This window comes from Aeromonas sp. DNP9, assembly GCF_001728955.1.
GTDB classification, from domain to species: domain Bacteria; phylum Pseudomonadota; class Gammaproteobacteria; order Enterobacterales; family Aeromonadaceae; genus Aeromonas; species Aeromonas veronii.
Genome location: NZ_LYSQ01000018.1, coordinates 1 through 23,873 on the forward strand (window position 1 = coordinate 1; position 23,873 = coordinate 23,873).

24 protein-coding genes and 2 tRNA genes are annotated in these 23,873 nt (G+C 61.5%); 9 read left to right on the plus strand and 17 right to left on the minus strand.

Annotated elements, in window-relative coordinates; genetic code table 11:
* The 3 genes from A9G06_RS21970 to A9G06_RS13310 form a co-directional block, all read right to left on the minus strand.
* Nucleotides 1–87: GTP-binding protein (locus A9G06_RS21970; RefSeq protein WP_201796737.1), on the minus strand; the 87-nt coding region annotated here is incomplete at its 3' end.
* A gap of 168 nt (nt 88–255) precedes the next feature.
* Nucleotides 256–330: transfer RNA gene (locus A9G06_RS13305), tRNA-Gly, on the minus strand.
* 38 nt (nt 331–368) lie between these two features.
* Nucleotides 369–453, minus strand: a tRNA-Tyr gene (locus A9G06_RS13310).
* A 263-nt stretch (nt 454–716) separates the two neighbouring features.
* Here A9G06_RS13310 and coaA point away from each other — a divergent pair.
* On the plus strand, nt 717–1,655 hold the full coding sequence (coaA, locus tag A9G06_RS13315) for a type I pantothenate kinase (protein ID WP_005339877.1): 939 nt from the start codon (nt 717–719) through the stop codon (nt 1,653–1,655).
* 79 nt (nt 1,656–1,734) lie between these two features.
* Here coaA and birA read toward each other — a convergent pair whose 3' ends face one another.
* Nucleotides 1,735–2,700, minus strand: coding sequence for a bifunctional biotin--[acetyl-CoA-carboxylase] ligase/biotin operon repressor BirA (gene birA / locus A9G06_RS13320; protein WP_069555544.1), 966 nt, complete (start codon nt 2,698–2,700; stop codon nt 1,735–1,737).
* Nucleotides 2,697–3,734, minus strand: coding sequence for a UDP-N-acetylmuramate dehydrogenase (gene murB / locus A9G06_RS13325; RefSeq protein WP_069555545.1), 1,038 nt, complete (start codon nt 3,732–3,734; stop codon nt 2,697–2,699). The genes birA and murB overlap by 4 nt, the downstream gene beginning before the upstream one ends.
* 127 nt (nt 3,735–3,861) lie before the next feature.
* On the opposite strand from murB, the gene A9G06_RS13330 reads away from it, so the two are divergent.
* Entirely contained in the window at nt 3,862–4,515 is a 654-nt protein-coding gene (locus tag A9G06_RS13330; protein ID WP_069555546.1) for a TrkA family potassium uptake protein, read from the plus strand.
* Nucleotides 4,512–5,867, plus strand: coding sequence for a TrkH family potassium uptake protein (locus A9G06_RS13335; protein ID WP_005341850.1), 1,356 nt, complete (start codon nt 4,512–4,514; stop codon nt 5,865–5,867). Before A9G06_RS13330 ends, A9G06_RS13335 begins: the two co-directional genes overlap by 4 nt.
* A gap of 41 nt (nt 5,868–5,908) precedes the next feature.
* On the opposite strand, the gene A9G06_RS13340 is transcribed toward A9G06_RS13335, so the two are convergent.
* Entirely contained in the window at nt 5,909–6,739 is an 831-nt protein-coding gene (locus A9G06_RS13340) for an AraC family transcriptional regulator (RefSeq protein ID WP_069555547.1), read from the minus strand.
* A 101-nt stretch (nt 6,740–6,840) separates the two neighbouring features.
* Here A9G06_RS13340 and A9G06_RS13345 point away from each other — a divergent pair, with 101 nt between their 5' ends.
* Both A9G06_RS13345 and A9G06_RS13350 read left to right on the plus strand, forming a co-directional pair.
* A complete protein-coding gene (locus tag A9G06_RS13345) occupies nt 6,841–7,374 on the plus strand; it encodes a carboxymuconolactone decarboxylase family protein (RefSeq protein ID WP_069555548.1) in 534 nt (177 codons plus the stop codon).
* A gap of 15 nt (nt 7,375–7,389) precedes the next feature.
* Nucleotides 7,390–7,830, plus strand: coding sequence for a DUF417 family protein (locus A9G06_RS13350; RefSeq protein WP_005341854.1), 441 nt, complete (start codon nt 7,390–7,392; stop codon nt 7,828–7,830).
* 40 nt (nt 7,831–7,870) lie between these two features.
* Here A9G06_RS13350 and A9G06_RS13355 read toward each other — a convergent pair whose 3' ends face one another.
* The 3 genes from A9G06_RS13355 to A9G06_RS13365 all read right to left on the minus strand — a co-directional run bounded on the left by A9G06_RS13355 (nt 7,871) and on the right by A9G06_RS13365 (nt 12,432).
* Nucleotides 7,871–9,844, minus strand: a complete 1,974-nt coding sequence (locus tag A9G06_RS13355) for a DNA topoisomerase III (RefSeq protein ID WP_069555549.1) — start codon at nt 9,842–9,844, stop codon at nt 7,871–7,873.
* Between the two features lie 67 nt (nt 9,845–9,911).
* Complete coding sequence (locus A9G06_RS13360; RefSeq protein ID WP_069555550.1) at nt 9,912–10,409, minus strand: response regulator; 498 nt, start codon at nt 10,407–10,409, stop codon at nt 9,912–9,914.
* Between the two features lie 55 nt (nt 10,410–10,464).
* Nucleotides 10,465–12,432, minus strand: coding sequence for an ATP-binding protein (locus tag A9G06_RS13365; protein WP_069555551.1), 1,968 nt, complete (start codon nt 12,430–12,432; stop codon nt 10,465–10,467).
* A gap of 276 nt (nt 12,433–12,708) precedes the next feature.
* Here A9G06_RS13365 and A9G06_RS13370 point away from each other — a divergent pair, with 276 nt between their 5' ends.
* The gene (locus A9G06_RS13370; protein WP_005339847.1) at nt 12,709–13,839 is read left to right on the plus strand and encodes a NapC/NirT family cytochrome c; all 1,131 of its coding nucleotides are present in this window, start codon (nt 12,709–12,711) and stop codon (nt 13,837–13,839) included.
* A gap of 23 nt (nt 13,840–13,862) precedes the next feature.
* Nucleotides 13,863–16,343: a trimethylamine-N-oxide reductase TorA gene (gene torA, locus A9G06_RS13375; protein WP_069555552.1), complete on the plus strand. Its 2,481-nt coding sequence runs from the start codon at nt 13,863–13,865 to the stop codon at nt 16,341–16,343.
* Between the two features lie 85 nt (nt 16,344–16,428).
* Here torA and A9G06_RS13380 read toward each other — a convergent pair whose 3' ends face one another.
* The 4 genes from A9G06_RS13380 to A9G06_RS13395 are packed head-to-tail and all read right to left on the minus strand — an operon-like array spanning nt 16,429 to nt 19,294.
* Entirely contained in the window at nt 16,429–16,890 is a 462-nt protein-coding gene (locus A9G06_RS13380; protein WP_069555553.1) for a hypothetical protein, read from the minus strand.
* A 41-nt stretch (nt 16,891–16,931) separates the two neighbouring features.
* Nucleotides 16,932–18,281, minus strand: coding sequence for a sensor histidine kinase (locus tag A9G06_RS13385; protein WP_069555554.1), 1,350 nt, complete (start codon nt 18,279–18,281; stop codon nt 16,932–16,934).
* Complete coding sequence (locus tag A9G06_RS13390; RefSeq protein ID WP_005339826.1) at nt 18,278–18,934, minus strand: response regulator transcription factor; 657 nt, start codon at nt 18,932–18,934, stop codon at nt 18,278–18,280. Before A9G06_RS13390 ends, A9G06_RS13385 begins: the two co-directional genes overlap by 4 nt.
* Nucleotides 18,935–18,955: 21 nt before the next feature.
* A complete protein-coding gene (locus tag A9G06_RS13395; RefSeq protein WP_005341875.1) occupies nt 18,956–19,294 on the minus strand; it encodes a PepSY domain-containing protein in 339 nt (112 codons plus the stop codon).
* A gap of 63 nt (nt 19,295–19,357) precedes the next feature.
* Between A9G06_RS13395 and A9G06_RS13400 the strand changes: the two genes are divergently transcribed.
* On the plus strand, nt 19,358–19,606 hold the full coding sequence (locus tag A9G06_RS13400; protein WP_069555555.1) for a PepSY domain-containing protein: 249 nt from the start codon (nt 19,358–19,360) through the stop codon (nt 19,604–19,606).
* Here the strand turns inward: A9G06_RS13400 and msrQ are convergent.
* Together msrQ and msrP are read right to left on the minus strand one after the other, a co-directional pair.
* Entirely contained in the window at nt 19,603–20,229 is a 627-nt protein-coding gene (msrQ, locus tag A9G06_RS13405; protein ID WP_069555556.1) for a protein-methionine-sulfoxide reductase heme-binding subunit MsrQ, read from the minus strand. The two genes, A9G06_RS13400 and msrQ, sit on opposite strands and share 4 nt — an antisense overlap.
* The gene (msrP, locus tag A9G06_RS13410) at nt 20,220–21,221 is read right to left on the minus strand and encodes a protein-methionine-sulfoxide reductase catalytic subunit MsrP (protein ID WP_064338937.1); all 1,002 of its coding nucleotides are present in this window, start codon (nt 21,219–21,221) and stop codon (nt 20,220–20,222) included. The genes msrQ and msrP overlap by 10 nt, the downstream gene beginning before the upstream one ends.
* 368 nt (nt 21,222–21,589) lie before the next feature.
* Between msrP and A9G06_RS13415 the strand changes: the two genes are divergently transcribed.
* A complete protein-coding gene (locus A9G06_RS13415) occupies nt 21,590–22,072 on the plus strand; it encodes a DUF1097 domain-containing protein (protein ID WP_005339809.1) in 483 nt (160 codons plus the stop codon).
* A 1-nt stretch (nt 22,073) separates the two neighbouring features.
* Here A9G06_RS13415 and A9G06_RS13420 read toward each other — a convergent pair whose 3' ends face one another.
* The gene (locus A9G06_RS13420; protein WP_005339807.1) at nt 22,074–23,354 is read right to left on the minus strand and encodes a sigma 54-interacting transcriptional regulator; all 1,281 of its coding nucleotides are present in this window, start codon (nt 23,352–23,354) and stop codon (nt 22,074–22,076) included.
* On the minus strand, nt 23,351–23,869 hold the full coding sequence (locus tag A9G06_RS13425) for a hypothetical protein (protein ID WP_013724185.1): 519 nt from the start codon (nt 23,867–23,869) through the stop codon (nt 23,351–23,353). Before A9G06_RS13425 ends, A9G06_RS13420 begins: the two co-directional genes overlap by 4 nt.
* Nucleotides 23,870–23,873 lie beyond the last annotated feature (4 nt).

A 23,873-nucleotide genomic window follows, 5' to 3' on the forward strand; every position in this document is an offset into this window, starting at 1 on the left:
GGTCAGGGTGGTTTTACCGTGGTCAACGTGGCCGATGGTACCCACGTTAACGTGCGGTTTATTACGCTCAAATTTTTCTTTAGACATGATCGTCCCTCTAAACTAACGCTGAGTACGCGGTGGCAAGCTAACCACAGAACAGTTTATATGATGGATTTGAATCTGGTGGGAAAGAGAGAGGTACTGATGGCTGGTTCGCTTGCCGAACTCACCCTAGGGTGCGGCTCTGCTAACGCCTGAGCCATATCAGCATCTTGGAGCGGGCAGCGGGAATCGAACCCGCATCATCAGCTTGGAAGGCTGAGGTAATAGCCATTATACGATGCCCGCATTTCTCTAACCCAAAGAACTCAAACCGCAGAGAAATATGGTGGAGGGAGAAGGATTCGAACCTTCGAAGGCAGAGCCGTCAGATTTACAGTCTGATCCCTTTGGCCGCTCGGGAACCCCTCCAGACGCCAGATTGTCACAACGGTAATTCTGCTTGCACCCGTTGTGTTTATCGCTTTTGCACGGCAAATAGACGACAGACAGTCAAGCGTCGCGCATTTTATTGTAAGGTTTTGGGGGATGCAACCATTGAACCCGGCAAAATATGCTTTATTGCTGGGAAGTTTGCAAAAAAGCGGGGGCAAACAAGCCAATCCTGCTGCGTCCCTTGTCGCTCCCCCACCCTTGGTGTATGGTCGCCGTGCCCAAGAAACAGTGATGACACCATGACGACAGAGCATAACCCCTATCTGCAATTCACCCGCGAACAATGGGCGTTATTGCGCGATTCGGTCCCCCTGACCTTGACCGAACACGATCTGCAGACCCTGCGCGGGATCAACGAGAAGGTGTCATTGCGGGAAGTGGAAGAGATATATCTGCCTCTCTCCCGCCTGCTCAATCTCTATGTCAAAGCCAAACAGCGTCGCAGCCGGGTGCTGGAGCAGTTTCTCGGCCAGTCCCGCGGCAAGGGCACCTACATCATCAGCATTGCCGGCAGTGTGGCCGGGGGCAAAAGCACCACGGCCCGTATTCTGCAGGCCCTGCTGGAGCGCTGGCCGGAACACCCGCGGGTGGAGCTGGTCACCACCGACGGCTTCCTCTATCCCAACAAGGTACTGGAAGAGCGCGGCCTGATGCGCCGCAAAGGGTTCCCGGAATCCTACGACATCCGCCATCTGGTGGAGTTTGTCGCCAATATCCGCGCAGGTCACGAGAAGGTCGAAGCGCCGGTTTACTCCCACCTTATCTACGACATCATTCCCGATGAGAAGAAGGTGGTGGAGCAGCCGGACATTCTGATCCTGGAAGGGCTCAATGTGCTGCAAAGCGGCATGGACTACCCTCAGGAGCCCCATCGGGTCTTTGTGTCGGACTTCGTCGACTTCTCCATCTATGTGGATGCCGATGCCGAACTGCTGCGTACCTGGTATATCGAACGCTTCCTGAAATTCCGCAGCGGCGCCTTCTCGGATCCCGACTCCTACTTCCATAACTACGCCAAGCTGGCGGAGAGTGAGGCGACCCAGATCGCCAGCAACATCTGGCAAGATATCAACTATCTGAATTTGCAGGAAAATATCCTGCCAACGCGTGAGCGTGCCAACCTGATCATGACCAAGGGCCATGAGCACGCCATCGAGCAGATCAAGCTGCGCAAATGATGACTGCCGTTGCCGGATAACGAAGAGGGGGCCCGCGGGCCCCTCTTCTGTTTGGCATCATGAGCGGCCTTGCTGACACTCAGTCGCCCCGGCGCAGGGAGAGCTCGCCCCCCAGATAGAATTTGATCCCTTCGCCTGTCTCCAGTCGCAGGGCGCCGCGATCGTCGATACCACGAGCGATGCCGCGGATCTCCTGATCACCCATCAACAAGCGCACCGGGCGACCGGCAAAGTGATCGAGCCGGTTCCACTCATCGACAAAGCTTGCCAGCCCCTGTTGCTCAAAGGTGTGCAGCGCCCGCTGCAGATGGACGATCATCCGGGCTGCCAGCTGATTGCGATCCACCAGCTCGGGATTGATGTGGCGCAGCTCAGCCCAGGCCTGATCAATCTTCTCACCTTCGCGGGCAGGCATCGCCAGATTGAGGCCGATGCCGATCACCAGATGGCAACTGGCCCCGGCACTACCGCTCATCTCAACCAGAATGCCCGCCAGCTTGCGGCCCTGATAGTAGAGGTCGTTCGGCCACTTGAGCTCGACCCCCTGATAACCAAGGGACTCCAGCGCTTCAACCACTGCCACGCCGACCGCCAGACTGAGCCCCATGGCCGCCGCCATGCCTTGTTCGAGTCGCCAGTACATGCTGAGGATCAGCTGGCAACCAAACGGAGAAATCCAGGGTTTGCCACGACGACCGCGCCCGGCGGTCTGACACTCGGCCAGACAACTCTCGCCGGAGCGCAGCTCATTGACCCGATCCAGCAGGTGTTGGTTGGTCGAGCCGATGACCGGAAAACAGTGCACCGGCGCCATCGGGGCCAGTACCTGCAAGGTAGCCTGATCATAGAGCGCCATCGGTACCGCCAACCGGTAGCCTTTGCCGGTCAGGCTAAAGAGATCCAGCCCCAGCTCCTTGAGCGCCGCCATGTGTTTGCTTACCGCAGCCCGGCTGATGCCGAGCTGCTCACCCAGCTGTTCGCCGGAGTGAAACTGGCCGTCGCTAAGCAGAGTGATCAGAGTCTGTCTGATGGGAGTAAGGGTCATGAGAGCACCTCGTCGAGCCAGGTTTCACCGTGCGCACCCATAAAACGCACCTCGTGCTCCAGCACCACGCCAAACGTCTGCTCCACGCTGTCACGGACATGAGCCGCCAGCGCGATCAGCTCCATGGCACTGGCGCCCCCCAGATTGACCAGCACCAGCGCCTGCTCCTGATGAACAGCAGCACGGCCAATGGCGAAACCTTTCAGACCGCACTGATCGATGAGCCAGCCCGCCGCCAGCTTGGCCTGCCCTTCTCCAGCCGGATAGCAGGGCATCTGCGGATAGCGCGACTTGAGCGACTCCGCCAGCGCGGCAGGCACCACCGGATTTTTGAAGAAGCTGCCGGCATTGCCGAGTACGGCGGGATCCGGCAGCTTGGCCATGCGGGTGGCACAGACGGTATCGAAGATGGCCTGCGCCGAAGGCGCGTCACCGAGCGCCGCCAGCGGGCCATAGCCCAGCACCGGTTGCCACGCCTTGGGCAGTTTGAGCCCGACGGCGGTGATCAGGTGGGAATCCTGATACTCGTGTTTGAAGATACTGTCGCGATAACCGAAGCGGCACTCTGCCGCCGCGATCCGTTCAATCTCGCCACTCTGCCAGTTGAAAGCCTCGACATAGGCGCAGAAGTCGGCCAGCTCAACGCCATACGCACCGATGTTCTGCACCGGCGCTGCACCGACCGTACCGGGAATGAGCGCCAGATTCTCCAACCCGAACCAGCCCTGTTGCAAGGTATGGCGCACCAGCTGATGCCAATCTTCACCCGCCGCCACATGGAGCAACCAGTGATCGCCACCATCTTCAGCGGCAATCCCTTTGAGCCGGTTGAGCACCACCAGACCGAGAAAATCCGTGGTGAAGAGCATGTTGCTGCCGCCACCCAGATTGAGGCGAGGCAACTGGTTGAGTTGCGGATCGGCACGCAGGGTCGCCAGATCGGCAATCTGCTCTACCTCGGCCAGCCAGAGGCAATACGCATCGAGGGCAAGGGTGTTGAGCTTCAACAAGGAGGCGTTGGCATTCAGTTTCATCGGTCTATCCCGGCTTGGTGCAAGGGCGCAGTCTACCTCAAGTTACCCCATGACGAAAAACCCGAACCCTTTTCGTTCGAATAACAGTGGTTTACAGTAGGCGACTCCAACTGTTGAGGAAAAACTCATGAACAACCAGTTTGCCGTCATCGGTCTGGGCCTGTTTGGCAGTGCGCTGTGCGAAGAGCTGCAACAGCAAGATGCCGAGGTGCTGGCCATCGATATCGACGAGAGCAAGACCCGGCAAATCGCCGCCCTCTGCAATCACGTTATCGTGGCAGATGCCACCGACGAGGCCACCGTTGCCGAGCTGGGACTGGCCAATTTCGATATTGTCTTCGTTGCCATCGGTGACAACCTGGAGACCAGCATCCTCACTACTCTTGTCTTGAAAGAGGCGGGCGTGAAGAAGGTGTGGGTCAAGGCGCGCGACAAATTCCACGCCAAGATCCTTCAGAAAGTGGGCGCCGACAAGGTAATCAACCCGGAGTGGGATATGGGCCGCCGGGTCGCCCAGAGCATGCTGGACAACCGGCTGTTCGACTATCTGGAGCTGGGCCATGACATGGTGCTGACCGAATTCGTCATCGGCCTGCAATTGAACGGCAAGGCCCTCGGCGACTTCCACCTGTTGCAACAGAGCGACTTCCAGCTGCTCGCCATCAAGCGTGGCGAAACCCTGCACAATGTGCTGACCGGCAAAATGGAGCTGCAACTGGGCGACATCCTGATCCTGGCGGGCAACAAGCACGCCATCGACCACTGGCTCGAAACCCTATGATCAACTGGCGCAGCAGCTACGCCTTCGCCCTCCATCGGGAGCAGGACTCTCGCTGGAGCGAAGCCCGGCTGATCCTCGGCAGCTTTCTGATCATTCTGCTGATTGGCACCATCTTTCTGGTGCAACCCTCCAGCCACAATGGCGAGGTTACCTTCGTCAACGCCCTGTTTACCGCCACCTCGGCCATCAGCGTGACAGGTCTTGGCGTGGTGGATACCGGCACCGCCTTCACCCTGCAGGGGCAGATTTTCCTGCTGATGCTGATGGAGATCGGCGGTCTGGGCCAGATGACCATGACCCTGCTGCTGATCGCCATCTTCAGCAAGCGGGTCGGTCTGCGCCAGCAAGTGCTGGCCAAGGAGGCGCTGGGACAAGAGGGCTCGGTCAACATCATTCAGCTGGTCAAACGGATCGTGCTGTTCGCCTTTATTGCCCAACTGATCGGCACCGGCATCATGGCGATCCGCTGGGTGCCGGAGATGGGTTGGGTGCACGGCCTCTATGTCAGCTTCTTCCACGCGGTCTCGGCCTTCAACAACGCAGGGTTTTCGCTGTTTGCCAACAACCTCATCGACTATAGGGACGACCCCATCATCAGCCTGACCATCGCCGGCCTGCTGATCCTGGGGGGGATCGGCTTTACCGTCATCGTCGATCTGGTGCGCAACCGCCGCTGGCGCAAGCTGAAGCTGCACAGCAAGCTGATGTTGCTGATGACCCCGGCGCTGCTGCTGGCCGGTACCCTGATGTTCTGGCTGCTGGAACACAACAACCCGGGCACCCTCGGCAAGGCCGGTATCGGTGGCCAGCTGCTGGCTGCCTTCTTCCAGTCTGCCAGTGCCCGTACCGCCGGTTTCAATACCATAGATATCGGGCTGATGACCCCGGCGGCGTTGCTGTTCCTGATGATGTTGATGTTTATCGGTGCCGGTGCCACCTCGACCGGTGGCGGTATCAAAGTCACCACCTTCGCAGTGGTGCTGCTGGCGACCAAGGCGTTTCTGACTAAACGGCCCCATGTCACCGCTTTTGGCCGCACCCTGTCGCCCCAGATCGTGACCCGCTCGCTGGCCATCATCATCGTCAGCACCATGGTGCTGATGCTGGCGATGTTCCTGCTGATGGTGACCGAGGATCTGCCGTTCGACAAAATCATGTTCGAGACCATCTCGGCATTTGCCACCGTCGGCCTCTCCACCGGCATCACCGCCTCCCTGAGCGAGCCGGGCAAGCTGATCCTGGTGCTGGTGATGATCTGCGGCCGTCTCGGCCCCCTCACCCTGGCCTTTATGCTGGCCCGCCCGGTCGAGACCCGCATCCGTTATCCGGAAGAGAACGTCTATACCGGCTGACCAGCCATGAACACGGGGCAGCCACTGGCTGCCCCGTTTTTTTATTCGGCTTGTTGCTGCGCCTTGAGCCAGCGCCCCGGGCTCACCCCCAGCTCCCGCTCGAATGCCCGACCAAAGGCGACACTGCTGCTGTACCCCGCCCCCAGCGCCACCTGTACCATGGGCTCCCCCGCCAGCAGTTGCTGGCAGGCTCGGGCCATGCGCCAGTGGGTCAGATAACCAAGCGGCGCTTGACCAACCCGCTCCTGAAACCTCGCGGCAAAGCGGGCTCGCGACATGCCGGCCTCCCGCGCCAGCGTGGCCACCGTCCAGGGTTCATCCCCACGCTGATGCATCACCGAGATCGCCTTGGCCAACTGGGGATCGGAAATGCCCGCCAGCATCCCCTGCTGGCACATCCCCTGTTCGACCAGATGACGCAGCAACAGGATCAACAGCACCTCAAGCAAGCGAGAGATCAGCGGATCCTGCCCGTAGCGGGGGTGAAATGCCTCGTCAAACAACTGGTTCAGCACTGGCGTCAGGGCAGGCAACTCCCTTAGCGGCAACACCAGCGAGCCTGGTAATGCCAGTTGCAAAGGCGATGCTCCCCCCTTGCCGAAGGCGACATTGGCACACACCAAATCACAACCCCCCAGCTTTCTGGGCTCAAGCCTGTGACGATGCCCCCGTGGAAACAGGATCAGGGTCGGCTCTTCGAGCAGCAAGCTGGCGCCCCCCTCTTCACGCAGCATCACGGCACCACTACGCAGCAGATGGAGATGCCCGCCGCCCTGATAATCATCACTGGTGGAGTTCTGGCACAGGGTGCCAGCGAAGAAGATCTTCGCTTCGGGGGTGGCATGAACCAACAGGGCAGAGAGCGGATCCATATTTGAGACGAATAGTATCAATTTAAAGACATTTGGTGATAAACCGTATCACAAATGACGGCACACTGTCTCCCGTACCTTCACTACCACAGGAGAAGATCATGAGCCGTATCCAACCCGTATCCCAGCCGCAACCAGCTGCCGCCCAGACCCTGACCACCCTGCAACGCAATCTGGGCATGGTACCCAACCTCTACGCCACCCTGGCCCACTCGCCAGCCCTGCTCAATGGCTTCCTGGGCTTTGCCGAGGCGCTTGGCAAGGGGCGCCTCACTGCCCCACAACGGGAGTTGCTGGCACTGGCTATAGGCCAAGCCAACGCCTGCCAATACTGCCTCTCTGTCCACACACTGCTGGCGGGCAAGGCCGGATTCTCGGCCCAGGAGATCCGCGCAGCCCGACTCGGCCAAGCCTCGGCTCCCCTCGATCACGCCCTGCTGCAACTGGCAACAGCGCTGGTCAGCCAGCGCGGGGTCATCAGTGACGAGCAACTGGCTAGCGCCCGCGATGCAGGCATAGACGACGAGCTGCTGCTGGAGGTGCTCGGCCAGGTGGTGGTCAATACCCTGACCAACTATGGCAACCACCTGGCGGCGACCGAGATCGACTTCCCGCCCGTCACTCTGACCCCTTAAACAAGGAGCCCCCCCATGCAGCAACATGACAAAGGCTTTCTGGTCGCCCTGGCGGGCGTGGTATTGACCCTGCTCTGGATCGGCGTCTTCAAGTTTACCCCGACAGAGGCAGCCGCCATCAAACCACTGGTAGCCAGCCACCCCTTGATGAGCTGGCTCTATGGCCCCCTGTCGGAACAGAGCGTATCGAACCTGATCGGGGTGGTCGAGATAGTGATCGCCATCGGGCTGGTCGTGGGTCTGTGGCAACCTCGCATCGGTTACTGGTGCAGCATGGGGGCTATCGTCACCTTCCTGGCGACGCTGAGCTTCCTGCTGACCCTGACAGGTGTCTGGAAAGTGGTTGATGGCGTGCCAGTCACCGAGTTCTTCCTGTTCAAGGATCTGGTGTTTCTCGGTGTGGTTCTGCACTACCAGCACAGGATCCGTGCCAGCTTGTCCACTCAGGCAGCCTGACAACAATGCCTTTGGCGCCCGGGATGGGCGCCTTTTTTCGTTATGCAGCCCTGGTCTGGCGCTTGCTGGTCGTCTTGCGCGGTCGGGGTCCGCCAGTCGTGCTGGCCGCCGGACTCTTGCGCCTGGTAAAACGCCGCTTGCCGGCACCCGGCGCCTCCTTGGGCAGGGCGCTGAAGCTGGCGCCGGAGTCCTGCCGCGCCCCCTCGATCAGACCGTTGAGCTGCTCGGTGAGCGGCCCCATAAACTGCTGATAGCTGCCGTGACGCTCGGCGATCTGGCCGAGGCTCTGCTCCCACAGCGCCGTCATATCCGGCGTGGTGGCGGTGGCTGGCAACGCCTGCACCAGCGCCCGTCCGGTCGGGGTCGCCTTGATGCTCTTGCCCTGACGCACCAGAAAGCGGCGCTTGAACAGCAGGTCAATGATACCGGCCCGGGTCGCTTCTGTGCCGAGACCATCGGTGTCGCGCAGGGTCTTGCGGATCTCGGGATCCTGCACATAGCGGGCGATGCCGGTCATGGCCGCCAGCAGGGTGGCATCGGTGAACGACTTGGGTGGCTGGGTCATCTTCTCCAGCAGTTCGCCCCGCTCACACAGCAGTTGCTCTCCCTCCTTCAGTGCAGGTAGCGTGCCCGCCTTCTCTTCGTCGTCATCCTCCTCCACCCCGAGCAGCGCCTTCCAGCCTGCCTTAAGGATGCGCCGCGCCTTGGCCTGAAACAGGCCACCGGCGATGCGCAGCAGCACCTTGCTATCGTTGTATTCGAACGGGGGATAGAACTGCAGCAGGTACTGGCGGGCAATCAGGCCATAGAGCTTCGCCTCATCGGCCCCCAGCGTGGCGGGATTGCCCTGCTTCTCGGTGGGGATGATGGCGTGGTGGGCATCCACCTTGCTGTCGTTCCACGCCTTGCTGCGGAGCTTGCCGTCCGCCTCGGCAACCGCCCTGGCCAGCACAGGCGCCGTGGCGGCGATGGCGCCGCGCACCTGCTCGGCCCGCTTGAAGTGATCGGTCGGCAGATAGCGGCTGTCAGAGCGCGGATAGGTGATGAGCTTGTGGCGCTCGTAGAGGCTCTGGCAGATATCTAGCACCCGCTTGGCATCCATGCCGAACCGCTTGGCGGCATCGATCTGCAGGCTGGAGAGGTTGTAAGGCAGCGGCGCCGCCTGCTTGCGGGCCTGCTCCTCCACCGATTCGACCTGAGCGGGCTGGCCGTTGATCCGGCTCACCACCTTGTCGGCCAGCGCCCGGTTGAGCACTCGCCCCTCCTCATCCTGCCACGGCAGACAGGCTTCCGATGGCAGCCACTTGGCGGTGAAGCGCTCGTTGCCATCGGTCAGCAGATGGGCCAGCACCTCGTAGAAGGGTTTGGGTACAAAGCCCTCGATCTCGAGATCCCGCCGCACCACCAGCCCCAGCAGCGGGGTCTGCACCCGACCGACCGAGAGCAGTTCGCTACAACCTGCCTTGCGCCCGAGCAGGGTGTAGGCGCGGGTCATGTTGATGCCGTAGAGCCAGTCGGCCCGACTGCGGGCCAGCGCCGAGACCGCCAGCGGTACGAACTCCTTGTTGTCTCTGAGCTTGTCTAGGGCGCGGCGCACCGCGGGTGGGTTGAGATCGCTGATGAGGCAACGCTGCACCGGCTTGGTTTTCGGGTAGCCGAGAAAGTCGATCACCTCGTCCACCAGCAGTTGCCCTTCCCGGTCCGGGTCACCGGCGTTGACCACGCAGTCGGCCTGCTTGATCAGCCGCTTGATGACGGTGAGCTGGGTTTTGGTCTTGGGCTTGGCCACCAGCTGCCACTGGGCGGGGACGATGGGGAGATGCTCCATCCGCCACTGCTTGAAGGCGGCGTCATAGGCATCGGGCTCGGCCTGCTCCAGCAGATGGCCGATACACCAAGTGACCACATCCCCCTGGGCGGTCTCGATAAAACCGTCGCCCTTCTTGTGGGGCTTGGGCAGGGCATCGGCAATGGCACGCCCCAGAGTGGGCTTCTCGGCGATGAAGAGTCGCATCGGTGACTACCTGAAACACTGTATATGCAGACAGTATACAGCGCCCACCAATAAAGCCCAACCGCGACTATTCGTCGAACGGATTGTCGTGAATGGCGGCAAACAGCCGCGCCTGATTGAGCACGGGGGCATAGTGGAAGGCATTTTCGCCATCTTCCGCCAGCAGGTAGTCGGTCAGCTGTTCGCGCACCGCCTCTTGCAGGGTCTCCAGCTTCCACGGCTTGGCGAGGTAGTAGTGCAACCCGCCGCGATTGACCGCTTCGACGGTGGCCTCCAGCCCCGCTTGTCCGGTCAGCAGCAATTTGCGGCTGGCGCGGGTGGTGGCACGCCGGTTCAGCTCCACCAGAAAATCGACCCCCAGGGTTCCCGGCATGATGTGGTCACAGAGGATCAGCGCCAGCTTGTTGCCGTCGCTCTCCCACTCCTCCACCACCGCACGCGCCTCATCGACGCTCTCGGCGGCTTCCAGTTCGAAGTGGGAACGGAACGGGGCGAGATCGTGGATCACCGCATCCAGCACCTCCCGCTCATCGTCCACACACAGGATCAGATAGTGTTTGTTCATTGCTCCTCCTTGGCGACATGGTTTGGCACGCCGCGCGATTGATGCTGGCGACGGCTCAGGCCGCATGCTCCTTGTTGTGATGAGGTTCGCCCCCGTAACCGGCCTGCCCCATGCCGTCCAGCGGCAGACAGACCCGCATCCGGGTGTAACGGCCCGGTTCGGAGGCCACCTCGATCCGGCCGTGGTGCTGCTGAACTATCTGCAACGAAACGCTCAGACCAATCCCGAGGCCGAAATGTCCCTCCCGCTTGGTGGTGAAGTTGAGATCGAAGATCCGCTGCCACAGCTCGGGCTCGATGCCGCAACCGCTATCCTCGATCTCAACCATGACCCACTCGGGATCCAGCAACCCGGTGCGAATGGTGAGTCGCCCCGGGCCGCTCATGGCATCCAGACTGTTGGCGATCAGGTTGGTCCACACCTGTTGCAAGGCGATGGGGTGACAGCGCACCAGCGGCAACGGCTGGTACTCCTTGCAGAGCTCATGATGCTTGAGGCGGTTTTCGAAAATCATCAGGGTATCTTCCAACCCCTCGTGCAGGTCAACCAGCGAGGGCTCGTCCCTGTCCTGCCGGGCATACTGCTTGAGGCTCTTGACCAGATCGCCGATGCGACGGGCACACACTTCGATATTGCGCAGGAAGCTGCCGGTCTGCTGGAACAGCTCCAGCCGGGCGAGCAGCGCCTCCCGCTCGTCGGCAGTGCGGCTGGCAAACCAGCGCTGCCAGTTCAGCTCGTCATCCAGATTCATTTGCACCGCCAGCCGCGCCTGCTGGCGATCACCAAAGCGCCCCTCAGCCTGCCGGGTCTTGTCACGGATCTCGCTGGTCGAGACCGGCTGTGAGGAGAGCGCCTGACATAGGGTCTGGTTGCCCAGCCCCTTGATGGTTGCTGGCAGCTCGAGATTGACCAGGTCGGGGATGGCGGCCCGCAGGGTCTCGCTGCCACGGATAATGGCCGCCACCGGGTTGTTCAGCTCGTGGGCGACACCGGCCACCAGTTGACCCAGCATCGCCATTTTTTCGCTCTCCACCAGCTGGGCGTGAGCGGCATCAAGTGAGTTGAGGGTCTGTTGCAGCCGCATCTCGGTGCGGATGCTGTTTTGCAGGCGACGGTTGAAGTGGCGCAGCAGCAGGTTGGTAAAGGAGGGGAGCAGTTCGCTGCGCGCCTGCATCACCCGGGAGAATTGCAGCTTGTCGAGCTTGATCACCTCGGCACCGGTCAGGGTCACGCCGGTGGTGAAGGCGGGTTCGCCGGTCACGAAGGACATGCCCCCCACCAGCGAGCCGGTACGGTAGTGCACCACCTCCTGATCGATCCCCTGCTCGTCCCGCTTGCGCAGCACCACCTCCCCCTTGGCGATAAACCAGAGGAAGCTGTTGGGCTCCCCCTCGCGGGTCAGCACATGGCCCGGGCTGTAGTGGCGGCAGACCCGCTCCTCGTCATTGCCCTCGAAAAACTGGTAGAGGCCGTCGATCACCACCCGGGAGAGTTCTTCATCGCTGCAGTGGGTGTAATCCATAAAGCCCTGCCGATAGGCAGCCAACTGGCGATCGACATGGGCTCGCAGCAGCTTCTGGTTGTCGAGCACAGCGGCATAGCTCAGCAGGTCCGCCTCGGGACACTGCAATACAAAATGGCTGGCCTGCTCGATCACCGCACGGCGCAGGCTGCCATCGCGCCAGGGGCGTTGCAGGTAGTAGTCGAGACGACCGAGGTTCACCGCCTCGATGATCGATTTCATCTCCGGCTGGCTGCCCAGCAGGATCTTGCGGCACGCCTCGTGACGGCTGCCGAGGCGGATCAGAAAATCGGCCCCTCGCCCATCCCCCAGCTCGCTGTCACACACCACTACGGCGGGTGGCTGCCCCTTGCGATCCAGCTCGTCCAGGGCCAGCTCAGCCGACCCCTGACCGACCACCACCACCAGCGCGAAATGGCCGAGCAGCGGAGCCAACTCCTGTTCGAATTCGGCCAGCAGTTGCACGTTGGCGGCGACACACAGCAGTGAGAAAGGGCTCATCAGCGACACTCCGTTGAGGCTTACTGCTCACTATATCAGCGAATCTTGTGGGGTTTTGCGAGGGGGCTAACAGCTGTCGCGGAAAGTGCAAAAATAGATAAAACAGAAAACAACTGAATTTAATTCGATAAAACCGTCAATAACAAAACAAAAGGCAAAATGTGACAACAATCAAAAATATAAACCATGATGGAGGTCAACGCCTTATCCCTATCATTACTACTACTATTGGACTAGTACTATGTAGGTAATTATTGACCGTAGGAAAACGCCGCCATGATTGGAAAACTGATAAGAAAAACCTGGTTCTGGCTCCTGCTGCTCGGGGCCCTGCTGGGTGTCGCGGCACTGGGTGTCACCGTGACCGTGCTGCACAAGACCAGCTCCACCGAATTCTGCGTCTCCTGCCACTCCATGCAGACTCCGCTCGCCGAGTATCAGGGCAGTGTCCACTTCCAGAACACCAAGGGGATCCGCGCCGAGTGCGCCGACTGCCACATCCCGGGCGACCCCACCTCCTACCTGTGGACCAAGATCCGCGCCGTGAAGGATATCTATCACGAGGCGATCGGCACGCTCGACACCCCTGAGAAATACGAGGCCCACAAGCTGCGGATGGCTCAGTCCGTCTGGGACGAGCTGAAAGCCAACGACTCCGCTACCTGCCGTAGCTGCCACAGCTACGAGGCGATGGACATTCTGGCCCAGCGCCCCAATGCCCGCGCCGAGCACCCGGTCGCCATCAAGGAAGGCCAGACCTGTATCGACTGCCACCGTGGTGTCGCCCACATCATGCCTGACATGAGCGGCCTGGCTGCCGCCGGTGCCAGCGAGCTGGCGCAGGCTGCGGCCCAGACTCCGGCCAACGTTACTACCCGTTACGCCATCGCCACCACCCCGCTGTTCCTCGATGCTGCCGCAAAGACTGACGAAGGTACCCTGATGCCCTCCACCAAGGTGGAAGTGCTGGCCAACGAAAATGGCCGCGCCAAGGTGCAGATCGAAGGCTGGCAACAGGATGGTGTGAGCGAAGTATTCTACGCCGCACCGGGCAAACGGATCCTTAGCGTACTGGTCGGCGATGCCGCCAAGAAAGCGCTGGTCACCGGCCAGAGCGAAACCGACAGCGCCACCAACCTCACCTGGCATCAGGTCAAGCTGACCGCCTGGGTCGACCAGAGCCAGCTCATCGGCGATCAGGGCAAGTTGTGGCAATACGCCTCCACCCTGATGTCCAACAACTGTACCGGCTGCCACGGCCTCACCGCGCTGGATCACTTCAATGCCAACCAGTGGATCGGCGTCATCAAGGGGATGGAATCTCGTACCTCCCTGACCCCGGAACAGGCTCGCATGTTGACCCAGTATGTCCAGAAACACGCCAGTGACATGAGCGCGGCCCACTAAGGCTGGCACAGAGGATAACCGTTATGACTTTTTTCAATGACAAGAAGACCAATCTGTCCCGCCGCAACCTGCTCAAGGGGCTCGGCGCCTGCGCAGCCCTGCCCCTGCTCGGCGGCATTTTTCCCAAGAGTGCGCTGGCACAAGCCATCAGCACCGCATTGAGCCAGTTCCCGACCCTGGTGCCCGCCCAGAAGGGCATTCTGACCGGCGCCCACTGGGGTGCTTTCGAGGCGATCGTCGAAGATGGCCTCATGGTGCGCGTCCAGCCGGTAGCCGATGATCCGGCGCCGAACGATCTCATCGACATGGCGCCGTTCCAGGTGCACGCCAAGAACCGCATCAAGTACCCCATGGTACGCAAGAGCTGGCTGGAGCATGGCCCGGGCGCCAAACCCGAACTGCGCGGCGCAGACGAGTGGGTACGAGTGAGCTGGGACAAGGTGATTGAACTGGTGGCCGGTGAAATCCAGCGCGTGCAGAGTGACTTCGGTCCGCAGGCGATCCACGCCGGTTCCTACGGCTGGAAGAGTGTCGGCATGTTCCACAACAGCCGCACCCTGCTGCACCGCCTGATGAACCTCTCCGGCGGTTTCACCGGTTATGCCGGTGACTACTCCACCGGTGCGGCCCAAGTGATCATGTCCCACGTGATGGGCTCCATCGAGGTGTACGAGCAGCAGACCGCCTGGCCCAACGTGGTCGAGAACGCCGAACTGGTGGTGCTGTGGGGGGTCAACGCCCAGGTCACCCTGAAGAACAGCTGGAACATGCCGGATCACGAAGGTCAGGCCGGCTTCATGGCGCTGAAAGAGAAGGGCACCCGCGTCATCAGCATCGACCCCATCTACAACGAGACCGCCAAGCTGGTCGGTGCCGAGTGGATTGCCCCGAACGCCTACACCGACGTGGCCATGATGCTGGGTGTGGCTCACACCCTCTACAGCGAGAAGAAGCACGATCAGGCCTTCCTCGATCGCTACACCGTCGGCTTCGACAAGTTCCTGAACTACCTGCTCGGCAAGGATGACGGCCAACCGAAGAGCGCCGAATGGGCGAGCAGCGTCTGCGGCGTCGATGCCAAGGTGATCCGCCAGCTGGCTCTCGACATGGCCGCCAAGCGCACCATGATCATGGCCGGTTGGGGCATGCAGCGTCAGCAGCACGGCGAACAGCCGAACTGGATGCTGGTGACGCTGGCCTCCATGCTGGGCCAGATCGGCCTGCCGGGCGGCGGCTACGGCTTCAGCTACCACTACTCCTCCGGTGGCAGCCCCACCGCCAAGGGCGGCATTCTGGCCGGTATCTCCGCCGGCAACGCACCGAAGAACAGCCCGGCCCCAATCCCGGTGGCCCGCATCGCCGACTGTCTCGCCAATCCGGGCAAGACCATCGACTTCAACGGCCGCAAGGTGACCTATCCGGACATCAAGCTGGTCTACGTGGCGGGCGGCAACCCCTTCCACCACCATCAGGACACCAACAACCTGCTGCAGGCGTGGCGCAAACCGCAGACCGTGATCGTTCACGAGCCTTACTGGACCGCCACCGCCAAGCACGCCGATATCGTGCTGCCGGTCACCACCAGCTATGAGCGCAACGATCTGGAGATGGGCGGCGACTACTCCCAGCGCTATGTGTTCCCGATGCATCAGTGCGTGCCCCCCCAGCACGAGTCCCGCAACGACTTCGACATCTTCAGCGCCATCGCCGCCAAGCTGGGCGTGCAGGAGCAGTACACAGAAGGGAAGGACGAGATGCTGTGGCTCAAACAGATGTACGACGGCATGGCGGCGCAGGCTCGCGGTGCCCGGGTCGCGCTGCCGCCGTTCAACATGTTCTGGGAGTCCAACAACTACATCCGCTTCCCGATCCCCGAGGCCAACCGCCAGTGGATCCGTCACGCCGATTTTCGCGAGAACCCGCTGCTCAACCCGCTCGGTACCCCGTCCGGCAAGATCGAGATCTTCTCCAACACAGTAGCCGGGATGGGTTACGCCGACTGCGCCGGCCATCCCAAGTGGTATGAGCCCAAGGAGTGGGTGAAGAGCGAGGTGGCGGCGCGCTATCCGCTGTCGCTCAACACCTCCCACCCGACCCAGCGGCTGCACTCCCAACTCGACAACACCCCGCTGCGAGACAAGTTCGCCATCGCCGACCGCGAGGCGATCATGATCCATCCGCTGGATGCCAAGGCTCGTGGCATCGCCCAGGGGGATCTGGTGCGTGCCTTCAACGAGCGCGGCCAGATCCTGGTGGGCGCCCTGCTATCCGAGGATGTGCGCCAAGGGGTGGTGCGGATCTGCGAAGGGGCCTGGTATGACCCGGCCAAGCCGGGCGAAGCGGGTAGCATCTGCAAGAACGGCAACGTCAACTGCCTCACCTTCGACGAGGGCTCGTCCAGTCTGGCGCAGGGCAACTGCGGCCACATGGCCCAGCTGCAGATCGAGAAGTACACCGGCCCGGTGCTGGCCAACACCGCCCACGCGGTACCGGCCAACGGCTAAGGCGATTGCCACCCAATAAAAACGGCGCCATCAAGGCGCCGTTTCTTTATCTGTCTGCCAAAGCGCAGGCATGGTCGGGACGGGTTTAGAACTCCCCTTCCTCCATATACTCCTGCGCGCACTCAACCAGTTGCGGCCACAGCTCTTCTGGCACCCAGGCGTCCGGGTCATCTTCATCCCCGTCGTACTGGCTCCAGAAATAGCGACGCAGGCCGGAGGCAAACTCGTCGCTGATCTCGGCCAGCTCCGAGAGCGGCCCCAACCAGGCGATGCGACGCAGGCCGGAGGCGAGATCGTTGATGGCATCCATCAGGGTGCGATCGTCAAAGCTCTGCTCCACCAGCAGGGTGAACCGCTCGCGCGCCTGCTCGGTCTGCTCCTCGTCCAGCTCGCCCACATCGGCCAGCAGGTCGACAAAATCTTCCAGAAGGAACGCGATCAGGCCATCCCTGTCTTCAAACCACTGGATCTGGGCACCCTTGATCCCCAGAACAGAAGCATCGAATGAGTCGTCGAGGTGACACAGTGCCCATGGATCATCAGTCATGGTTCTCTTCCTCAGGCTAAAACAGGTGCCATATCTTATGCCTAGCTCTCCACTCTTGCCACCTTGGGCAGCGAGAGTGACGCTGCCAGCCCGCCCAGTTCGGCGCGCCCCATGATGAAGCTGCCGCGGTAGGCTTCCGCCAGATCGGAGACGATGTTGAGGCCAAGGCCCGAGCCCGGCACCTTCTCGTCGAGCCGCACCCCGCGCAGCACCGCCTTGGCGATCTGATCCTCGCTCATGCCGGGGCCGTCATCCTCAATGCGCAAGGTGATCCAGCCCCCCAGCTCGGCGCTGGAGATGCGCAGCTCGCTGGCAGACCACTTGAAGGCGTTCTCCAGCAGGTTGCCCACCATCTCGTCGAAATCCTGCTCCTCCACCCCGACCGCCAGTTCGGCCGGCACCTGCAAGTCCACCGTCTTGCCCGGATAGAGGCGGGAGAAGGCGCGGCAGATGTACTCCACCCGCGCCCGCACCGGGGTCGAGACCCCGAGGATCTTGGCGGCGCCGGTCACCCGCGCCTTGCCGAGGTGGTAATCGATGTGGCGCTGGATCTGGTCGAGCTGCTCGCCGATGGCGGCCTGATCCTCGGGCGAGAGCTGGGCCACCTGATTGCGCATGATGCTGAGCGGCGTCTTGAGGGCGTGGGCCAGATTGCCGGTGTGGGAGCGGGCCCGTTGCAACAGTTCGCCGTAGTGGTGCAGCAGCCGGTTGATATCCTCCACCAACGGCTGGATCTCCAGCGGATAGCGCAGCCGGAACCCCTCCTGATGGCCCTGATGGACCCGCCCCAGCTCCCGCCGCAGCAGGTTTAAGGGGCGCAAGCCGTAGACAATCTGGAACATGAAGCCGAGCACCAGACCGGTCGCGGCAAAGCCGAGGCCGAGGAACAGGCTGATGCGGGTCTTGTTGAGGGTCTGGGTCAGGGCACTGCTGTCTTTCGCCATCACCAGGGTAAACAGCCGATCCGAGCCCGGCAGCAGCACGGCCCGGGTCATGATCAGCAGCGGCTCCTTGTTGGGCCCCTTGCCAAAGAAGAGGTCGGGGTCGCCAAACGCCGACTTGAGGCCGTCGCTCTTCAGGTTGGTATCCCACAGGGAGCGGGAGCGCCCCACCACATCGCGGCCCAGCTCCAGCTGCCAGTAGTAGCCGGAGTAGGGTTGATTGAAGCGGGGATCGGAGAGGGAGCCGGTGACCACCGGCAGGCCGGTTTTGGCCACTTCCAGCCGGGAGAGCAGATCATAAAGCTGCAGGCGAAGGCCGTCGGCCTCCGCCTCCTGCCAGTAGTTGCGCATCATTGTCTGCAGGCTGAAACCGGTGGCGAACAAAAACAGCCCGCACCACACCAGCGCGATGGCGACCAGTCGCCCCCGCAGGGTTCTCACCAGCCTCATTCGTTGATCCGGTACCCGAGGCCGCGCACTGTCTCAATCAGATCGGGGTTGGTTTTCTTGCGGATCCGGCCGATGAACACCTCCACGGTATTGGAGTCACGGTCAAAATCCTGAGCATAGATGTGGTCGATCAGCTCGCTGCGCGACACCACCTTGCCCCTGTGCTGCATCAGGTAACCCAGCACCCGGAACTCGTGGGCGGTCAGCTTGATGGGGGTTCCTTCGTACCACACCTGAGACGCCGCCATGTCGAGCCGCACTCCGCCAATCTCCAGAATGGAGCTGGCGTTGCCTGCCGCCCGGCGCACCAGCGCATGGACCCGCGCCACCAGCTCGGCTACCTGGAACGGCTTGGTAAGGTAGTCATCGGCACCGGCGTTGAGCCCCTCGATCTTCTCGTGCAGCTGGCCACGGGCGGTCAGCACCAGTACAGGGGTATCGATCCCCTTGCTGCGCCACTCTTTCAGCACGCTCAGGCCATCGCGCCCCGGCAGGCCGAGGTCGAGAATGATGGCATCGTAAGGTTCGGTCTCGCCGAGAAAACCGGCCTCGTTGCCATCGTGGCAGAGGTCGGTGACAAAGCCGGAAAGGCGCAGCTGTTCGGCCAGCTGGCCAGCCAGAATTTTTTCGTCTTCAACAATCAGAATTCGCATGAACAGGCTTCCACACAGGGGTTATTCATCATCCTCGACCGGGGGCTTTGGCGGTTCGAACAGCCGCTCCAGATGGTGGCCCTTGGCCCACACCAGCTCAAGGTTGTCAGCCCGATAGGCCACCTTGATTACGCTATTCTCCCGATCGATGACTCGCAGTTCATAGAGCCAGATACCATCCTCTTCCCCCAGATCCACCCGCAACACCCGCACCGGCAATCTGGCCGCCACCTCCATCATTTCATGGAAGGGCCGAACCCGTCCCTCATGGACAGCTTGCTGCAGCTGGGCTTCATCAGGCGTGACCGCCTGTGCCAGCAACGGCAGCAATAACCCAAGCAGAGGGAGCGCTCTATTCATGGATGATTCATCTCCAAAAACCTAACATAATGGCGTTTATAGTCTGCCAGCCATGAATCCGGAATGAATATGATCCCGCGCAGTTTCCTGCTGATCCTTTGCCTGTTGAGTGCCACAAGCTGGGCGGCCCAGAGCCGTCTCGACATGGCCGGGCTGGTCAAACTCCTGCTGGCGCAAGGGTATCACGACATTCGGGAAGTGGAGCTGGACGGCGATAAATTCGAGGTCAAAACCCTCAATCGCCAGGATCAGAAGGTGCATCTCATCGTCGATGCCTACACTGGCGAGATCAAACAACAAGAGGCCGATTAGGCCTCTTTTGCATTCCAGCGTCCCCGCATGGGGCGCAGCAGCTTCTCCCGCCTCGGCCAGAGCAGGGCGCAGGCCAGCAGCAGGTAGATGAGAGGCTCCCCCCAACCGCTCTTGAGCGACCACCAGTAATGCACCGGCACCAGCAGGGCGATGGCATAGACCCAGTTGTGCAGCTTCTGCCATGCGGCGCCCATGCGGCGCTGCAATGCGGGCAGCGAAGTGATGCTGAGGGCGGCCAGTAGCAACAGGGCCACCATCCCCACCACTATGTAGCTGCGCTTGACCAGCTCGCCGCCAATCAGCCCCCAGTCAAACTGCAGATCCAGCCCCAGCCACGCCATGAAGTGGAGCAGCGCCCAAGCAAAACACCAGAGCCCGAGGGGACGGCGCAGCTTGATGAGCTGCCCCTGCCGCCAACGCTTGGCCAGCGGCGACACCAGCAGGGTGAGCAGCAGCAGGTTGAGCGCCCCCTTGCCGAGGTAGTGGATAAGCTCTGGCACCGGATCGCCCCCCAGCAGACCTGCCGGAATGGCAAACCCCAGCCAGAGCAGGAAACCCAAGGAGCCCAGATGCACCAGCGCCCGCAGGCCGCTGATATGGGCCGGTTTCAATCTCAGTACCATTGGCGCAGATCCATCCCCTGATAGAGCGAGGCGACTTCGTCACCATAGCCATTGAACATCAGGGTCGGCTGACGCTTGGCGCCAAACACTCCGCCCTCGCCGATGAACCGCTCGCTGGCCTGACTCCAGCGCGGGTGATCCACCTGCGGATTGACGTTGGCGTAGAAGCCATATTCGTTGGGAGCCAGCAGGTTCCAGGTGGTCGGCGGCATCTCCTCTACCAGCCGGATCGAGACGATGCTCTTGATGCTCTTGAAGCCGTACTTCCACGGCACTACCAACCGGATCGGCGCGCCATTCTGGGCGGGCAGGGTCTTGCCGTAGAGCCCCATCGCAAGGAAAGAGAGAGGGTGCATCGCCTCGTCGATACGCAGCCCTTCGACGTAGGGATACTCGATGCCGCCCCCCAGACTGGAGGCCTGACCCGGCAGCTGTTTCGGATCAAACAGAGTTTCGAAGGCGACAAACTTGGCGCGACTGGTGGGCTCGGCACGGCGGATGATCTCTGCCAGCGAGATACCATTCCAGGGCAACACCATGGACCAGGCTTCGACGCAGCGCAGCCGGTAGATCCGCTCCTCCAGCTCGCTCTTGTTGATGAGATCCCACACATCGAGGGTAAAGGGCTTGGCCACCTCCCCCTCCACCTTGAGGGTCCAGGGTTCGGGCTTGAGGTAATGGCCGTTGCGAGCCGGGTCGGACTTGTCGGTGCCCAGCTCATAGAAGTTGTTGTAACTGGTTGCCTTCTCTTCCGGTGTCAGCACCAGATTGGCCGGGCGCTCCGCAGGCTTGCTGTTAAGCGGCCTGGTAGCTAATTGGGGAGCATCCTCTTTACCGCGCAGCAGATCGAGTACACCGGCCTGAGTGGGAAACGCCAGAGTAGCCGCGCCCAGACCCAGCCCCTTGAGAATAAGGCGGCGGTCCTGATAGACGGCTTCCGGGGTGACATCCTGTTCGGTGAGAGGGTGGGCGGTACGACGCTTGATCAACATGAAAAACTCCCGGGGCTGAGTGAGACAGTATGGATAAGACCCACCCCGGCAGATTTTTATTTCACACAAATTTACATCATGTGGTGCAGGGGCAGTGCCTTGGCCATGGTGCCGACCAGAAACAGGACTACGAACACCAGCAGGGGAACGATCACATTTGGCGCCATCAGACTCACTCCATGAGCAGGACAGGGCCTCTAACTATGGCCGACTGTCAGGTCGGTCACCAATGAATTTTTTTCGCGAGCGCAAGCGTATTCCTGAGTTGAAAAGGGTGATGAAGATCACACACAATTCGGCCCCCGCTTGCCGCCCCGATTGCCGGGGGTAGGCTGCCCATTTTGCGAAGCCAACTGAAGAGTCGCCCCATGAGCCCACTGATCGCCATCGCCATCACCACTGGAATTCTCTCCGCCGTCTGGGGCTGGATTGCCGTCGCGTTCGGCCTTATCTCCTGGGTCGGCTTTCTCGGCTGCACCAGCTATTTCGCGTCAAGCGGTGGCTACAAGGCGCTGCTGCAGACCATCTTCTGCAACACCAGCGGCATGCTGTGGGCACTGCTGCTGATCCATGGCGACAGTCTGTGGGGAGCGGGTGTGGCGGGTTATGTGATGACGGGGGTGGTCGCCACCCTGATGTGTGTACAGGCCAAGCAGCAGTGGCTCGGCTACATTCCCGGCACCTTTGCCGGTTGCTGTGCCACCTTCGGAGCGGCTGGCGAGTGGCGGCTGATCCTGCCCTCCCTCATCATTGGCGCCTTGTTCGGTTACCTGATGAAGGCGAGCGGCCTCTGGCTCTCCCATAAAACTCAAAAAGCCGATGCCGCTCCGGCGGTGGTTGATCCCGCCTGATTTATCCCTTCGATTTGAAGTTTGCTGCTTCAATACCGTGCCGATTCAATAATTTGTAGAAATCGGTACGGTTTCTGCCCGCCATGTTGGCCGCCAGGGTCACATTGCCCTCGGTGGTGCGCAGCAAACGGATCAGATACTCCTTCTCGAATTCGGCCCGCGCCTCGTTGAACGAAGGGATGCCACCGCCGCCGCCACTCAGAGCAGACTCCACCATGGAGACCCCGATCACCGGACTGCAACAGAGGCTGGCGAGCTGCTCCACCACGTTGCAGAGCTGGCGCACGTTGCCGGGCCAGGCAGCGGCCGCCAGCATCGCCAGCGACTCGGGCGAAAAACCCATGGCGGCGCAGTCGCTGTGGCGGCTACGGTAATCGTCGAGCGCCTGACGGGCCAGCAGGGGGATATCCTCGCTGCGGGCACTGAGAGACGGCAAGGTGATATTGGCGACGTTGAGACGGTAGAAGAGATCTTCCCGAAAGCGCCCCTCCTCCATCGCCTTGACCAGATCCTGATGGCTGGAGCTGAGCACCCGCACCTCCGGCGTGCCCTGACCATACTCCTCCATCACCTGCAGCAGCTTGGCCTGCAGGGATTCGGAGAGGCTGCCAATCTCGTCGAGAAACAGGGTCGCCCCCTTGGCCTGCTCGAACAGACCGGACTGGCCATCTTCACCAAACAGCTGCAAGTCGAGTGACGCCCACGGAATGGCGGCACAGTTGATGGTATGAAGCGGCTTGTCGCGCCGCTGGCTGGCCTGATGCAGCGCCTGCGCCATCGCCCCCTTGCCGGAGCCTGACGGCCCCATGATCAGCACCGGCACCTCCATGGTCGCAATGCTATGGGCCTGGATCAGCAGCTGTTCCAGCTGGGGATTGCGGGTCAGGATCAGCGACTGCCACTCCTGCTGCTGTTTCGGCCGGGTCAGACTCAACGCATGTTCGATGGTGGCGAACAGCTCATCCTTGTTGATGGGTTTGGTCAGAAAGCTGAAGACCCCGGAGCGGGTCGCCTGAATGGCGTCCGGGATGGTGCCGTGGGCGGTCATGATGATCACCGGCAACCCCAGCCACTGAGCCTGGATCCGCTCGAACAGCGCCAGACCGTCCATGCCGGCCATCCGCAGATCGCTCAGCACCAGATCGGCCCGTTGCTGACGCAACCGGTCGAGGGCCCCTTCCGCACTGTCGGCGGTATCCACTTCATAACCCTGACTGCGCAGCCGCATGCTCATCAGTTTGAGCAGGCTGACGTCGTCATCCACCAACAGGATCCGGCTCATGGTATTACCTCACGATTCTCGTTCAGCTTGCGCTGGTTGAGCTGGTCGTCGATAGCGGTCAGCTGCTCGATCTGGCGGCGCAGCCGCTGGATCTCCTGACTCTGGTCATCGCGACGGCTGTCGCGAGCCAGCAGCTGCTCGCCGAGGGCGATCCAGCTACGTAAAAAGGCCTGCGCATCGAGACCCAGTTCGGGCAGCATCTGCTTCAGGCGCGCCAGACCGGCGGTGCGATTGGCCACCGACTCGGCGGGGTGGGAGTCCACCATGGCCAGACTGACCCGGCTCTCCAGATCGTCGGCCCCTTTCAGACGCTGACGCTCCTGCACCCGTTGCTGGGGGTGGCTGGCCAGCAGCCAGTCGGAGTATTGCAGACGCACCTGCATCTCCTTGTTGGCAAACTCCATCCGCTTGGCAAAAGCGATATCGGAGGACTCCCGCTCTGCCTGTTGCGGCAGCAAGGAGCAACCCGCGAGCAGCCCTGCCATCAGAGCTGGAAATACGCGTTGTATCTTCATAGTC

Excerpts from the sequence above, each read along its gene's own strand:
- coaA (WP_005339877.1), top strand. The coding sequence starts at position 717 with ATGACGACAGAGCATAACCCCTATCTGCAATTCACCCGCGAACAATGG.
- birA (WP_069555544.1), bottom strand. The coding sequence starts at position 2,700 with ATGACCCTTACTCCCATCAGACAGACTCTGATCACTCTGCTTAGCGAC.
- murB (WP_069555545.1), bottom strand. The coding sequence starts at position 3,734 with ATGAAACTGAATGCCAACGCCTCCTTGTTGAAGCTCAACACCCTTGCC.
- A9G06_RS13330 (WP_069555546.1), top strand. The coding sequence starts at position 3,862 with ATGAACAACCAGTTTGCCGTCATCGGTCTGGGCCTGTTTGGCAGTGCG.
- A9G06_RS13335 (WP_005341850.1), top strand. The coding sequence starts at position 4,512 with ATGATCAACTGGCGCAGCAGCTACGCCTTCGCCCTCCATCGGGAGCAG.
- A9G06_RS13340 (WP_069555547.1), bottom strand. The coding sequence starts at position 6,739 with ATGGATCCGCTCTCTGCCCTGTTGGTTCATGCCACCCCCGAAGCGAAG.
- A9G06_RS13345 (WP_069555548.1), top strand. The coding sequence starts at position 6,841 with ATGAGCCGTATCCAACCCGTATCCCAGCCGCAACCAGCTGCCGCCCAG.
- A9G06_RS13350 (WP_005341854.1), top strand. The coding sequence starts at position 7,390 with ATGCAGCAACATGACAAAGGCTTTCTGGTCGCCCTGGCGGGCGTGGTA.
- A9G06_RS13355 (WP_069555549.1), bottom strand. The coding sequence starts at position 9,844 with ATGCGACTCTTCATCGCCGAGAAGCCCACTCTGGGGCGTGCCATTGCC.
- A9G06_RS13360 (WP_069555550.1), bottom strand. The coding sequence starts at position 10,409 with ATGAACAAACACTATCTGATCCTGTGTGTGGACGATGAGCGGGAGGTG.
- A9G06_RS13365 (WP_069555551.1), bottom strand. The coding sequence starts at position 12,432 with ATGAGCCCTTTCTCACTGCTGTGTGTCGCCGCCAACGTGCAACTGCTG.
- A9G06_RS13370 (WP_005339847.1), top strand. The coding sequence starts at position 12,709 with ATGATTGGAAAACTGATAAGAAAAACCTGGTTCTGGCTCCTGCTGCTC.
- torA (WP_069555552.1), top strand. The coding sequence starts at position 13,863 with ATGACTTTTTTCAATGACAAGAAGACCAATCTGTCCCGCCGCAACCTG.
- A9G06_RS13380 (WP_069555553.1), bottom strand. The coding sequence starts at position 16,890 with ATGACTGATGATCCATGGGCACTGTGTCACCTCGACGACTCATTCGAT.
- A9G06_RS13385 (WP_069555554.1), bottom strand. The coding sequence starts at position 18,281 with ATGAGGCTGGTGAGAACCCTGCGGGGGCGACTGGTCGCCATCGCGCTG.
- A9G06_RS13390 (WP_005339826.1), bottom strand. The coding sequence starts at position 18,934 with ATGCGAATTCTGATTGTTGAAGACGAAAAAATTCTGGCTGGCCAGCTG.
- A9G06_RS13395 (WP_005341875.1), bottom strand. The coding sequence starts at position 19,294 with ATGAATAGAGCGCTCCCTCTGCTTGGGTTATTGCTGCCGTTGCTGGCA.
- A9G06_RS13400 (WP_069555555.1), top strand. The coding sequence starts at position 19,358 with ATGAATATGATCCCGCGCAGTTTCCTGCTGATCCTTTGCCTGTTGAGT.
- msrQ (WP_069555556.1), bottom strand. The coding sequence starts at position 20,229 with ATGGTACTGAGATTGAAACCGGCCCATATCAGCGGCCTGCGGGCGCTG.
- msrP (WP_064338937.1), bottom strand. The coding sequence starts at position 21,221 with ATGTTGATCAAGCGTCGTACCGCCCACCCTCTCACCGAACAGGATGTC.
- A9G06_RS13415 (WP_005339809.1), top strand. The coding sequence starts at position 21,590 with ATGAGCCCACTGATCGCCATCGCCATCACCACTGGAATTCTCTCCGCC.
- A9G06_RS13420 (WP_005339807.1), bottom strand. The coding sequence starts at position 23,354 with ATGAGCCGGATCCTGTTGGTGGATGACGACGTCAGCCTGCTCAAACTG.
- A9G06_RS13425 (WP_013724185.1), bottom strand. The coding sequence starts at position 23,869 with ATGAAGATACAACGCGTATTTCCAGCTCTGATGGCAGGGCTGCTCGCG.